This is a genomic window from Kitasatospora sp. NPDC008115 (assembly GCF_042957205.1).
GTDB lineage: Bacteria > Actinomycetota > Actinomycetes > Streptomycetales > Streptomycetaceae > Kitasatospora.
Window position 1 is genome coordinate 367,151 of sequence record NZ_JBIBHU010000003.1, and the last position, 11,919, is coordinate 379,069.

Annotated in this window: 11 protein-coding genes and 2 tRNA genes; 6 read left to right on the forward strand and 7 right to left on the reverse strand. The window is 72.8% G+C overall.

What is annotated here, in order from left to right:
- Window positions 1–212: 212 nt before the first annotated feature.
- Window positions 213–1,754, forward strand: coding sequence for a N,N-dimethylformamidase beta subunit family domain-containing protein (locus ACFZBX_RS06020; protein ID WP_391531730.1), 1,542 nt, complete (start codon window positions 213–215; stop codon window positions 1,752–1,754).
- A 107-nt stretch (window positions 1,755–1,861) separates the two neighbouring features.
- A complete protein-coding gene (locus tag ACFZBX_RS06025) occupies window positions 1,862–2,761 on the forward strand; it encodes a phosphoribosylaminoimidazolesuccinocarboxamide synthase (RefSeq protein WP_391531731.1) in 900 nt (299 codons plus the stop codon).
- Between the two features lie 28 nt (window positions 2,762–2,789).
- On the opposite strand, the gene ACFZBX_RS06030 is transcribed toward ACFZBX_RS06025, so the two are convergent.
- From ACFZBX_RS06030 to ACFZBX_RS06060, 7 genes are all read right to left on the reverse strand, one after another.
- Complete coding sequence (locus ACFZBX_RS06030; RefSeq protein ID WP_391531732.1) at window positions 2,790–3,410, reverse strand: response regulator; 621 nt, start codon at window positions 3,408–3,410, stop codon at window positions 2,790–2,792.
- 26 nt (window positions 3,411–3,436) lie between these two features.
- Window positions 3,437–4,663: a sensor histidine kinase gene (locus tag ACFZBX_RS06035; protein ID WP_391531733.1), complete on the reverse strand. Its 1,227-nt coding sequence runs from the start codon at window positions 4,661–4,663 to the stop codon at window positions 3,437–3,439.
- Window positions 4,664–4,755: 92 nt separating this feature from the next.
- Window positions 4,756–5,586 (reverse strand): ABC transporter permease, encoded by an 831-nt coding sequence (locus tag ACFZBX_RS06040; protein ID WP_391531734.1) that lies wholly within the window; start codon window positions 5,584–5,586, stop codon window positions 4,756–4,758.
- Window positions 5,583–6,587: an ABC transporter ATP-binding protein gene (locus ACFZBX_RS06045; protein WP_391531735.1), complete on the reverse strand. Its 1,005-nt coding sequence runs from the start codon at window positions 6,585–6,587 to the stop codon at window positions 5,583–5,585. Before ACFZBX_RS06045 ends, ACFZBX_RS06040 begins: the two co-directional genes overlap by 4 nt.
- A 149-nt stretch (window positions 6,588–6,736) precedes the next feature.
- Window positions 6,737–6,812: transfer RNA gene (locus ACFZBX_RS06050), tRNA-Gly, on the reverse strand.
- A gap of 40 nt (window positions 6,813–6,852) precedes the next feature.
- Window positions 6,853–6,925 (reverse strand) — tRNA-Gly (locus tag ACFZBX_RS06055).
- A gap of 132 nt (window positions 6,926–7,057) precedes the next feature.
- On the reverse strand, window positions 7,058–7,375 hold the full coding sequence (locus tag ACFZBX_RS06060) for an Lsr2 family protein (RefSeq protein WP_030304494.1): 318 nt from the start codon (window positions 7,373–7,375) through the stop codon (window positions 7,058–7,060).
- A gap of 468 nt (window positions 7,376–7,843) precedes the next feature.
- Between ACFZBX_RS06060 and purS the strand changes: the two genes are divergently transcribed.
- The 4 genes from purS to ACFZBX_RS06080 all read left to right on the forward strand — a co-directional run bounded on the left by purS (window position 7,844) and on the right by ACFZBX_RS06080 (window position 11,908).
- The gene (gene purS, locus ACFZBX_RS06065; protein ID WP_391531736.1) at window positions 7,844–8,098 is read left to right on the forward strand and encodes a phosphoribosylformylglycinamidine synthase subunit PurS; all 255 of its coding nucleotides are present in this window, start codon (window positions 7,844–7,846) and stop codon (window positions 8,096–8,098) included.
- Window positions 8,095–8,772 (forward strand): phosphoribosylformylglycinamidine synthase subunit PurQ, encoded by a 678-nt coding sequence (gene purQ / locus ACFZBX_RS06070; protein ID WP_391531737.1) that lies wholly within the window; start codon window positions 8,095–8,097, stop codon window positions 8,770–8,772. The genes purS and purQ overlap by 4 nt, the downstream gene beginning before the upstream one ends.
- Window positions 8,772–11,027: a phosphoribosylformylglycinamidine synthase subunit PurL gene (gene purL, locus ACFZBX_RS06075; protein ID WP_391531738.1), complete on the forward strand. Its 2,256-nt coding sequence runs from the start codon at window positions 8,772–8,774 to the stop codon at window positions 11,025–11,027. Before purQ ends, purL begins: the two co-directional genes overlap by 1 nt.
- Before the next feature lie 68 nt (window positions 11,028–11,095).
- On the forward strand, window positions 11,096–11,908 hold the full coding sequence (locus ACFZBX_RS06080) for a sterol carrier family protein (RefSeq protein ID WP_391531739.1): 813 nt from the start codon (window positions 11,096–11,098) through the stop codon (window positions 11,906–11,908).
- Window positions 11,909–11,919: the final 11 nt, after the last annotated feature.

Genomic DNA, 11,919 nt, shown 5'->3' on the forward strand with positions numbered 1-11,919 from the left:
GAGGGGCGCGAACCCCCTCCGTGAGCGCCCCCGGCCGCCCCGGCCGCCCCGGGTCTTCGCAGGCCGGAGGCCCTCCCTCCGCCGGGCCGGAAGATTCCCGCCACTAGTTGCTACCGTGGGGTGACGCAGCGCCAGCACTGTGTGGTGTATTAGTCCGCACGCACATCCGGGAGGCACATGCCAACCGGCGGAGGTGCACCTGGGAGGGGCGCGTGGGGACCGAACTCAACCGCCGCTGGGAGTCCGGGACGCACGCGCACAGCGTCTCCGACCCCTTCGGCCAGGGCCCGCTGCCCTGGCTGCGCAGCCCGGACCGGTACCTCGCCGGCACCGGGGGCGACGTTCCCTGGTACGTCTCGGTGGACGCCCCCGGGCAGCGCCCGCTCGCCGCGGCGGGGGTGCGCGGCAAGCCCCCGGTCGGCACCCCGCTGAGCGCCAACGACGAGGAACAGCAGATCAAGGGCTTCGCCTCGGCCGGCGTGGTCCGCCCCGGGGGCTCGGTGGACCTGCGGGTCACCGTCAACCCGCCCCGCGAGTTCACCGTCGACGTCTACCGGATCGGCCACTACGCGGGCGACGGCGCCCACCACATGACCTCCAGCCCGCTGATCGCCGGCATGGTCCAGCCCGCCCCGCTGGTGGCCGGCCGGACCGTCTCCTGCCACCACTGGTGGCACACCTGGCGGCTGCAGATCCCGCCGCACTGGCGCCCCGGCGCGTACGTCGCCGTGCTCACCACGGCCGACATGCTGCACCGCAGCCACATCCCCTTCACCGTCCGGGACTTCGAGGACCAGACCCGGGCCGCCGAACTGCTGCTGGTCGTCCCCGACGTCACCTGGCAGGCGTACAACCTCTTCCCGGAGGACGGCCGCAGCGGCGCCAGCCTCTACCACGCCTGGGACGGCGGCCTGCTGGTCGGCGAGACCGAGGCGGCCGTCACCGTCTCCTTCGACCGCCCGCACGCCACCGCCGGCCTCCCGCTGCACGTCGGCCACGCCTACGACTTCATCCGCTGGGCCGAGCGCTACGGCTACGACCTCTCCTACGCCACCGCCACCGACCTGCACGCCGGACTCGTCGACGCCTCCCGGCACCGGGCACTGGTCTTCCCCGGCCACGACGAGTACTGGTCCGAGCCGATGCGCCGTGCCGTCGAAGGGGCCAGGGACGGCGGCACCTCACTGGTCTTCCTCTCTGCCAACACCATGTACTGGCGGGTCGAGCTGAGCCCCGGGCCCTCCGGCGAGGCCAACCGGATGCTCAACTGCCGCAAGCGCCAGAAGGTCCGCCCCGACAACCCGGCCGCCGGGGCGCCCGGCGCCGCCAGCGCGCTGTGGCGCGACGCCGGCGAGCCGGAACAGCACCTGCTCGGCCTCCAGTACTCCGGCCGGGTCGCCGCCGCCGTCCCGCTCGTCGCCCGGCACACCGCGCACTGGTTCTGGGCCGGCACCGGCCTGCACGAGGGCGACGGGCTGCCCGGGCTGGTGGCCGGCGAGGCGGACCGCTACTACCCCAAGGTCGCCCTGCCCGGGCACACCGAACGGGTGCTGCTCGCCCACTCCCCGTACCAGGACCCGGCCGGGCGCACCCGCTACCAGGAGACCTCGCTCTACCGGGCGCCCAGCGGCGCGTACGTGTTCGCCTCCGGCACCTTCGCCTGGTCGCCCGCGCTGAACCGCCCCGGGCTCACCGACGAGCGGATCCAGCGCGCCACCGCCAACCTGCTGGACCGCCTCTGCAAGAACGGCTGAACGCCCCTCGGGCCGGCCCGCACGGGTGGTCATGACAGACTCGACCCCAGTGACCTCCCCTTTCGCGCCGCACCGCCCGCGAACGACCCCTGAGGACTGAGACGACCTTGAGTGGATTTGTCACCAAGCCCGAGCCGGTCCAGGTACCCGGCCTGGTCCACCTGCACACCGGCAAGGTGCGCGACCTGTACCGCACCGAGTCGGGTGACCTCGTGATGGTCGCCAGCGACCGCACCTCCGCCTACGACTGGGTGCTGCCCAACGAGATCCCCGACAAGGGCCGCATCCTCACCCAGCTCTCGCTGTGGTGGTTCGAGCGGATCGCGGACATCGTGCCCAACCACGTGATCTCCACCGAGGTCCCGGCCGGCGCCCCGGCCGACTGGAAGGGCCGCACCCTGGTCTGCCGCAGCCTGGACATGGTCCCGGTCGAGTGCGTGGCCCGCGGCTACCTGGCCGGCTCCGGCCTGGAGGAGTACCGCGACTCCCGCACCGTCTGCGGCATCGCCCTGCCCGAGGGCCTGGACGACGGCTCCGAGCTGCCCGCCCCGGTCTACACCCCGGCGCTCAAGGCCGAGGTCGGCGAGCACGACGAGAACGTCCCCTACGAGGAGACCGCCCGCCGGGTCGGCGCCGAGCTGGCCGCCCAGCTGCGCCAGACCACCCTGGCCGTCTACTCCCGCGCCCGGGACATCGCCCGCGACCGGGGCATCATCCTGGCCGACACCAAGTTCGAGTTCGGCCTGCTGGACGGCGAACTGGTGATCGGCGACGAGGTGCTGACCCCGGACTCCTCGCGGTTCTGGCCGGCCGACGCGTGGGAGCCGGGCCGCCCGCAGCCCTCCTTCGACAAGCAGATCGTCCGCGACTGGCTGACTTCCCCGGCCTCCGGCTGGGACCGCCGCGGCGAGCAGCCGCCGCCGAGCCTGCCCGCCGAGGTGGTCGAGAAGGTCCGCGCCAAGTACGTCGAGGCCTACGAGCGGCTGACCGGCCTCAGCTGGGCCTGAGCCCGGTGGACGCCCGCGGGCCCGGCGGTCAGATCCAGCCGTGCTCGCGGGCGATCCGCACCGCCGCGTGCCGGTTCTCCGCGCCCAGCTTGGCGGCGGCCGAGGACAGGTAGTTGCGGACGGTGCCCTGGGAGAGCGAGGCCCGTTCGGCGATCCCGGCGACCGAGGTGCCGTCCGCGGCGAGCTCCAGCACGTCCGTCTCGCGCGGGGTCAGCGGGCTCTCCCCGGCGGCGATCGCGTCCGCCGCCAGCTCCGGGTCCACGTACCGGCCGCCGGCCCGCACGGTCCGGATGATCCCGGCGAGGTCGGCCGCCGAGACCGTCTTCGGCAGGAAGCCCCGGACGCCCACCTCCAGCGCCCGCTTCAGGTAGCCGGGGCGGCCGTGGCCGGTGACGATCATGCAGCGGCAGTCCGGCAGCAGCGTGCGCAGGCTGGTGGCCACCTCGATGCCGTCCAGGCCGGGCATCTGGAGGTCGAGCACCGCGATGTCCGGCCGGTGGGCCTGGGCCATCGCCACCGCCTCCGGGCCGGAGGCGGCCTGGGCGACCACCGCGATGTCCTCCTCCAGCGAGAGCAGCGCGGCCAGCGCGCCGCGGATCAGGTGCTCGTCGTCGGCGAGCAGGACGCGGACGGGCGCGGTGTCGGTCATCGGCGGGGCCTTCCGTACGGCGGTTCTCAGAGCGGGACGCTGGCGAGCAGCCGGAAGCTGCCGGGTGCGGCCTCCGGGAGGGTCAGCTCGCCGTCGTGGGCGGCGAGCCGCTCGCGCAGTCCGCGCAGGCCGGTGCCGCCGCCCTGGGAGGGCAGTGGCACGGCCGGTACCCCGTCATTCTCCAGCTCCAGCACCGCCCGGCCGTCCTCCCGGCGGAGCCGGATCGCGCAGCGGCCCGCCTCGCTGTGCCGCAGGACGTTGGTGGTGGCCTCGCGGATCACCCAGCCGAGCACCGACTGGACCGGGGCCGGCAGCCGGTCGGCGTCCTCGCCGAGGTCGATCTCGCAGGCCACGTCGGCGGAGCGGAGCACCGCGCGGGCGCCGACCGCCTCCGCGTGCAGGTCCGCCGTGCGGTAGCCGCGGACCACGTCGCGGACCTCGCGCTGGGACTCCTGGGCGATCTGCTGGACCTCGGCCATCTGGTCGGCGGCCTCCGGGCGGCCGCGCCGGGCCAGCTGGACGGCCAGTTCGCTCTTGAGCGCGATGGTGGTGAGGTTGCGGCCCATCACGTCGTGCAGGTCGCGGGAGAACCGCAGCCGCTCCTCGGCGACGGCCAGCCGGGACTGGGCCTCACGGGCGGCGTCCAGCTCCCAGACCACCGACTGGAGCCAGGCGAAGCTGCGGCAGCTGGACCCGATGAAGAACATCACCAGCGCGCTGCCGGCCAGCAGCCCGAGGGAGGTCGCCAGGTCGGCGCCGGTCAGCAGCACCGGGGGGAGGACGGCCAGCAGGCCGACGGTCCCGGCGAGGGCCGCCCGGCGCGGGGCCAGTCCGACCGAGGCCGGGCCGAAGGCGGAGAACAGGATGGTGCTGGCGACCGGGAGGGTGAAGACCGCCTCCTCGGTACTGGAGGCCGCGCCGACCCGCGGGCCGAGCAGCAGCACCAGCCAGGCGCCGGCCACCGCGACGCCGCCGGTGAGGGCGAGCCAGCGCAGGTGGTCGGTGGGCCGCTTCAGGTAGTGGTCCAGCGAGGTGCGGTAGGCCCGCAGGGTGATCAGGGTCTGGGCGAACCCGAGCACCAGGGCGACCCTGGCGGCCGGGTGGGCGCGGTAGTCCGGGTCGGACGTGTTGATCAGCAGCGTGACCGGCAGCGGGGCGAGCGCCATCAGGTAGAGCGACCAGCGGAGGTAGAGCTCCGATCGCTGGGGCTTGGAGTAGCCCTTCCATGCGCGCACCGGATTCGCGACGCCCATCTGTTCTGCTCCCCGTTCGACCATGATCGTGCTGCTGCCTTCCTATCAGAGGTGGAGCGGGGAGCGGACCTTCGGTTGGAAGAGTTCCCAGGTCAGCGGCGCGGCTCCCAGCGGAAGTAGCGGACGGCGGCCCAGACCGCGAGGGCCAGCCAGATGCCGCCGGTGACCAGGTGCGGGGCGGCGGTGGCCCAGGTGCCGGCGAAGCCGGTCGGGGCGGCGGAGCCGTCGGTGCCGAACCAGCCGACCCGGACCAGCTGGAAGGCCGGGGTGGTGGGCAGCAGGCGGCAGATGTCGGCGAGGCGGTCCGGCATGACCTCCAGCGGGATGAACAGGCCGGAGCCGAACTGGGTGAGCAGCAGGACCGGCATGGTGGTGATGCCCGAGCTCTCCACGGTACGGGTGAAGGCGCTGGAGACGGCGGCCAGCGCCATCAGGGTCGCGACGACCAGGACCAGGCCGACGGCCAGCAGGACCGGGTTGGCCGGGGCGGTGAGGTCCAGCGCGGTGGCGCCGACGACACCGATCACGGTGCACATCACCAGGGCCAGGCCGACCGAGGGGACGGCGGTGCCGGCCAGGATCTCCAGGTCCCGGGCCTCGCCGGTGCGCAGCCGCTTGAGCACCAGCTCGCCGCGGCGGGCCACGTAGGCGGCGGTGAGGTTGTAGTAGACGACGAAGGCCAGCACCATCCCGACCGCGCCGTTGACCAGCAGCGAGTCGACGTCCAGGCCGGGGTTGGTCTCGGCCTGCTGGGCGAGCACGTTCTGCAGGCCGAAGATCAGGATCAGCGGCAGCAGCACCGCGGTGAACAGGGCGGTCCGGTTGCGCAGCAGCAGGATGCCTTCGGCCCGGCCGAGGGCGAGCAGCCGGCGGACGGAGGTGCTCTTCGGCCCGGCGGTGGCGGTGGTGACGGCGGTGGTCATCGGGCGAGTCCGATCAGCTTGCGGCGGGCGGGGGGAGTGGCGGGGGAGTCGGCCGGGGGCTGGTGGGCGGCCTCGGCGGCGATGGCCAGGAAGGCCTGCTCCAGCGAGGCGCTGCGGGCGTCCAGGGCGCCGAGGGCGATGCCCTGGTGGCCGGCCCAGCCGAGCAGGTCGGTCAGCGTCGCCTGGAGGTGCGGCGTCCGGACGGTGACCTTGCGGCCGTCGGCGGTGACGGTGGCGCCGGCCAGCGGCGGGATCGAGGCGCCGGCGAACTCGGGGAGTTCGAAGGAGATCTGCGACGGCCGCCCGGCGATCACCTCGGCCACTGTGCCGGAAGCGACGATCCGGCCGCCGTGCATGATCGCCAGCCGGTCGGCGAGCTCCTCGGCCTCCTCCAGGTAGTGCGTGGTGAGCAGCACCGTGGTGCCCTGGGCGCGCAGCTCGCGGACCAGCCGCCAGACGGCGGCGCGGGCCTCCGGGTCGAGGCCGGTGCTCGGCTCGTCCAGGAACAGCACCTCGGGCCGGCCGAGCAGGGCCATCGCCAGGTCGAGGCGGCGGCGCTCGCCGCCGGAGAGCTGCTTGACCCGGACGTTGCGGCGGTGGCCGAGGTCGACCAGCTCCAGCGCCTCGTCCAGCGGGCGGGCGTGGCTGGTGGCGCCGGCCCAGGACCGGCCGGTCTCGGCGACGGTGAGGTCGCCGGGGAAGCCGCCCTCCTGGAGCATGATGCCGATCCGGGGCCGGACGGCGGCGCGATCGCGGTACGGGTCGCGGCCGAGCACCCGGACCCGGCCCTCGGTCGGGGCGGCGAGGCCCTCGATCAGCTCCATGGTGGAGGTCTTGCCGGCCCCGTTGGTGCCCAGCAGGGCGAACAGCTCACCGCGGCCGACGGTCAGGTCGACGCCGCGGACGGCGTGGTAGCGGCTGCTGCCGGTGCCGTAGTGGCGGTGCAGGTCGGTGACCTCGATCACGTGATCGCCGGGGCGGTGGGGCTGGCTCGTTTCCATGCCTCAAGCCTCCCGTCGCCCGGCGGCCGAAGGCAGTGCGCGCCTTCATGAGAACCCGGTGCGGATCCACGGGTCGGCGATGACAAATGTCATGGGTGCCCGGGACGGAAACGCCGAAGGGCCCTCTCGACCGAGAGGACCCTTCGTACTGGAGCGGACGACGAGATTCGAACTCGCGACCCTCACCTTGGCAAGGTGATGCTCTACCAACTGAGCCACGTCCGCAGGATGGAACTATGCAATTGTGCTGTGCTCGCGCACTGCGAGCGGACGACGAGATTCGAACTCGCGACCCTCACCTTGGCAAGGTGATGCTCTACCAACTGAGCCACGTCCGCACGGTGCCTGGTGGGGCACCGGCCGCCGTTCCGGATCTCTCCGTTGCGGCGACGAGGAATACTCTACAGCATCCGAAGGGGTGGTCGTCCCGCCCCCGGGACGCGGGCGGGACGACCGGTGCCTGCGGTTGTTCAGTTCGCCTCGGCGAACGCCTCGTACACGTGCTTCGGGATCCGGCCGCGGGCCGGCAGCTCCATGCCGCGGGACTGGGCCCAGGCGCGCACGGCGGCCGGGTCGGGGGTGAGGGCGGTGCGGCGGAAGGACTTCCCGGTGCGGCTCTGGCGGCGGCCCGCGGCGACGAACGGGGCGAGGGCCTCCCGCAGCTTTTCCGCGTTGTCCACGGACAAATCGATCTCGTACGACTTCCCGTCCACGCCGAAGTGGACGGTTTCCGCGGCAGCGCCGCCGTCCAGGTCGTCGGAGAGCGTGACAACTACACGCTGAGCCATGGGTGTCAATCCTCTCGGGCAATTCGGCCGACAAGGGCGCGGGCGCGCCCCCGGGCCTGATGTGCACCTATCGCGCACGTGCATACGGGCAGGCCGGATGGCCGTGCCGGATACGCAGCACTCGCCGCGGCAGGTGGCCCTATTCTGCACCCGAAGCGGGGAGAAATCGAAGAGTCCGGCTTTCTTTTCCGGATATTCACGTGTCTTCGCCGGGATGCGGGATAGTCGGTGCACTCGGCTGGCCGATCTGTCCGGAGTGCCGGTATTCGGGTGCTCTTCGGCCGTTCCCCCGGGGGCCCGGGAATCCGGCGAAAAGGGGCGTGCGGCGGGGGGTCCGGGGCGGATCGGGGCCTTGCGGCGTAAGGGTCGTGGGTCTACGCGCGTCACCACGCCCGGCCAGCAATCCCGCCCGAAACCCCCGGTAGTCTGGAGTTCCCCCGCCTCACGAAGACACCACCGGGAGTGCCAGTGGCACGCGTCGTAGTCGACGTCATGCTCAAGCCGGAGATCCTCGACCCCCAGGGACAGGCGGTGCAGCGCGCACTGCCCCGTCTCGGATTCACCGGGATCGCCGACGTCCGCCAGGGCAAGCGTTTCGAGCTGGAGCTGGAGGGCCCGGTCGACGACGCCGCGCTCGCCCGTGTCCGCGAAGCCGCCGAGACCTTTCTCGCCAACACCGTGATCGAGGACTTCACGGTCCGCGTCGAGGAGGAGGGCAAGTGACCACCCGCGTCGGCGTCGTCACTTTCCCCGGCTCCCTCGACGACCGCGACGCCCGTCGCGCGGTCCGCCTCGCCGGCGCCGAGCCGGTCGCGCTCTGGCACCGTGACAAGGATCTCCACCAGGTCGACGCGGTCGTCCTGCCGGGCGGATTCAGTTACGGCGACTATCTGCGCTGCGGTGCGATCTCCCGCTTCTCGCCGGTGATGGAGACCGTCATCGAGCAGGCCAGGGCGGGAATGCCGGTTCTCGGTATCTGCAACGGCTTCCAGGTGCTGTGCGAATCGCACCTGCTGCCCGGCGCGCTCACCCGCAACGACTCGCTGCACTTCATCTGCCGCGACCAGAAGCTGCGGATCGAGAACAACGGCTCCGCCTGGACCCGCGATTACGCGGTCGGCCAGGAAATCGTCGTCCCGCTGAAGAACGGTGAGGGCCGCTTCGTCGCCGACGGGCGCGTCCTGGACGAGCTGGAGGCCGAGGGCCGGGTGGTCGCCCGTTACCTGGACGTCAACCCCAACGGTTCGTACCGCGACATCGCCGGCATCACCAACGCCGCCGGCAATGTCGTCGGCCTGATGCCGCACCCCGAGCACGCCGTGGAGCCGCTCACCGGTCCCACCACCGAGGGCCTGGGCTTCTTCACTTCCGTCCTGAAGCAGCTGGTGAACGCCTGATGAGCCTCGACACCGTCAAGAACGCCGAGCAGACCCCGGACGCCGCCCAGCCGTGGGCCGAGCTCGGCCTCAAGCAGGACGAGTACGCGCGCATCCGGGAGATTCTCGGCCGCCGCCCGACCGGCGCGGAACTCGCCATGTACTCGGTCATGTGGTCGGAGCACTGTTCGTACAAGAGCTCCAAGGTCCACCTGAAGCAGTTCGGCGAGAAGAAGCCCGAGACGGACGCGATGCTCGTCGGCATCGGCGAGAACGCCGGTGTGGTCGACGTCGGCCAGGGTTACGCGGTCACCTTCAAGGTCGAGTCGCACAACCACCCGTCGTACATCGAGCCCTACCAGGGCGCGGCCACCGGCATCGGCGGCATCGTCCGCGACATCCTGGCGATGGGCGCCCGTCCGGTCGCCGTGATGGACCCGCTGCGGTTCGGCGCGGCCGACCACCCGGACACCCGGCGCGTGCTGCCCGGGATCGTCGCGGGCATCGGCGGCTACGGCAACTGCCTGGGCCTGCCGAACATCGGCGGCGAGGTCGTCTTCGACTCCTGCTACCAGGGCAACCCGCTGGTCAACGCGCTGTGCGTGGGTGTCATGAAGCACGAGGACATCCACCTCGCGCAGGCCTCCGGCGCCGGCAACAAGGTCATCCTGTACGGCGCCCGCACCGGCGGCGACGGCATCGGCGGCGTCTCGGTGCTCGCCTCCGAGACCTTCGACGACACCAAGCCGACCAAGCGCCCGGCCGTCCAGGTCGGCGACCCGTTCCAGGAGAAGCTCCTCATCGAGTGCACCCTGGAGATCTTCGGCGAGAAGCTCGTCAAGGGCATCCAGGACCTCGGCGGCGCCGGCCTGTCCTGCGCCACCTCCGAGCTGGCCTCGGCCGGCTCCGGCGGCATGCGGATCGACCTCGACACCGTGCACCTGCGCGACCACACGCTCTCGCCCGAGGAGATCCTCATGAGCGAGTCGCAGGAGCGCATGTGCGCCATCGTCGAGCCCGACAAGGTCGCCCGCTTCCTGGAGATCTGCGAGAAGTGGGACGTCATCGCCAACGTCATCGGTGAGGTCACCGACGGCGAGCGGCTGGAGATCTACTGGCACGGCGACCTCGTCGTGGACGTGCCGCCGCGCACCGTCGCCCACGAGGGTCCGACCTACCAGCGCCCGTTCGCCCGCCCCGGCTGGCAGGACGCGCTGCAGGCCGACGCCCCGACCGCCGAGCGGCTGGCCCGCCCGGCCACCGGTGAGGGCCTCAAGGCCGACCTGCTGAAGGTCGCCTCGCACCCGAACCAGGCCTCCAAGTCCTGGATCACCGACCAGTACGACCGCTACGTGCTCGGCAACACCGTGCTCTCGCACGGCGAGGACTCGGGCATGATCCGGATCGACGACGAGACCAACCTCGGCGTCTCGGTCGCCACCGACGGCAACGGCCGCTACACCAAGCTGGACCCGTACACCGGTGCCCAGCTGGCCCTCGCCGAGGCGTACCGCAACGTCGCGGCTGGCGGTGCCAAGCCGCTCGCCGTCTCGGACTGCCTCAACTTCGGCTCCCCCGAGGACCCGGACGTGATGTGGCAGTTCGCCGAGGCCACCCGCGGTCTGGCCGACGCCTGCCTGACCCTGGGCACCCCGGTGACCGGCGGCAACGTCTCGCTGTACAACCAGACCGGCGAGGTCGCCATCCACCCGACCCCCGTGGTCGCGGTGCTCGGCGTCATCGACGACGTCACCCGCCGCACCCCGGTGGCCTTCGCCGAGGAGGGGCAGCTGCTCTACCTGCTCGGCGACACCGAGGACGAGCTGGGCGGCTCGGCCTGGTCGCAGGCGGTCCACGACCACCTGGGCGGTCTGCCGCCCAAGGTCGACCTGGAGCGCGAGCGGCTGCTCGGCGAGATCCTGATCTCCGGTTCGCGCGACGGCATGATCGACGCCGCGCACGACCTGTCCGACGGCGGCCTGGGCCAGGCCCTGGTGGAGAGCTGCCTCAAGGGCGGCCGTGGCGCCCGGGTCGTCGTGCCCGAGGGCCTGGACCCGTTCGTGTTCCTGTTCTCCGAGTCGGCCGGCCGCGCCGTCGTGGCGGTGCCGCGCAGCGAGGAGCTCCGGTTCAACGACATGTGCACCGCGCGGGGCCTGCCGGCCACCCGGATCGGTGTGGTCGACGGCGACAGCCTGGACGTCCAGGGCCAGTTCAGCGTCTCGCTGGCGGAGCTGAAGGACGCCCACACCGGCGTCATCGAGGCCCTGCTGGGCTGAGTCCCTCCAGTTCCGGGGGCGGGCGGTTCCGGTCGGAACCGCCCGCCCCCGGGCGTATGTTGGGGCCCATGCCTGCCAAGTCCCGTACGTACCGACCCGCCAAGGTGCACGCCGCGCTGGCGGCGCAGACCGAGGCCCTGCGCGCGGCCGTCCACCGGTTGACCGCCGACGACCTGGAGCGGCCGACCCGGCTCGGCTCCTGGCGGGTGCGCGAGCTGGTGGCCCATCTGAGCCTGGTGCTGGACCGGCTGCCCGAGCAGTTGACCGGTCCGGTGCCGGACGGGCCGCCGGTCACCCCGTCCCGGTTCACCGAGCTGACCGGGACGGTCGCCGAGGCGGTCGACACCGCGGTGACCGGGTTCGCGGCCGAGGAGTTCGCCGGCCCGCCCGGTGCGGTGGCCGCCCGGTTCGACCGTTCGGTGGACACCGCGCGGGCCGCGCTGGACGCCGTGGCGGACGACGCGCCCGCCCGGCCGGTGGCCATGCGGTTCGGCCCGATGCCGCTCACCGAGTTCCTGGTGACCAGGCTGGTCGAGACGGTGGTGCACGCCGACGACCTGGCCGCCGCGCTCGGTGCGGAGCCGTTCCCGCACGACAAGCAGGCGGTGGCCGCCGTCACCCGGCTGCTCGCCGACGCCTTCGCCGACCGGGTGCCCGGCGGCGCGGTCGAGCTGCGGGTGCCGCCGTACGCGGTGGTGCAGGCCGTCGAGGGTCCCCGGCACACCCGGGGCACCCCGCCGAACGTGGTGGAGACCGACCCGCTGACCTGGATCCGGCTGGCCACCGGCCGCACCGGCTGGGCGGAGGCGGTCGACGCCGCCGCAGTGTCCGCCGGCGGCGAGCGCAGCGACCTGCGGGCGTACCTGCCGCTGCTGGGCTGAGCGGCCCCGTC

Bases quoted from the DNA above. Each gene is read 5' to 3' on its own strand.
- ACFZBX_RS06030 (WP_391531732.1), bottom strand. From the start codon at position 3,410: ATGACCGACACCGCGCCCGTCCGCGTCCTGCTCGCCGACGACGAGCAC.
- ACFZBX_RS06035 (WP_391531733.1), bottom strand. From the start codon at position 4,663: ATGGGCGTCGCGAATCCGGTGCGCGCATGGAAGGGCTACTCCAAGCCC.
- ACFZBX_RS06040 (WP_391531734.1), bottom strand. From the start codon at position 5,586: ATGACCACCGCCGTCACCACCGCCACCGCCGGGCCGAAGAGCACCTCC.
- ACFZBX_RS06045 (WP_391531735.1), bottom strand. From the start codon at position 6,587: ATGGAAACGAGCCAGCCCCACCGCCCCGGCGATCACGTGATCGAGGTC.
- ACFZBX_RS06060 (WP_030304494.1), bottom strand. From the start codon at position 7,375: ATGGCTCAGCGTGTAGTTGTCACGCTCTCCGACGACCTGGACGGCGGC.
- purL (WP_391531738.1), top strand. From the start codon at position 8,772: ATGAGCCTCGACACCGTCAAGAACGCCGAGCAGACCCCGGACGCCGCC.
- ACFZBX_RS06080 (WP_391531739.1), top strand. From the start codon at position 11,096: ATGCCTGCCAAGTCCCGTACGTACCGACCCGCCAAGGTGCACGCCGCG.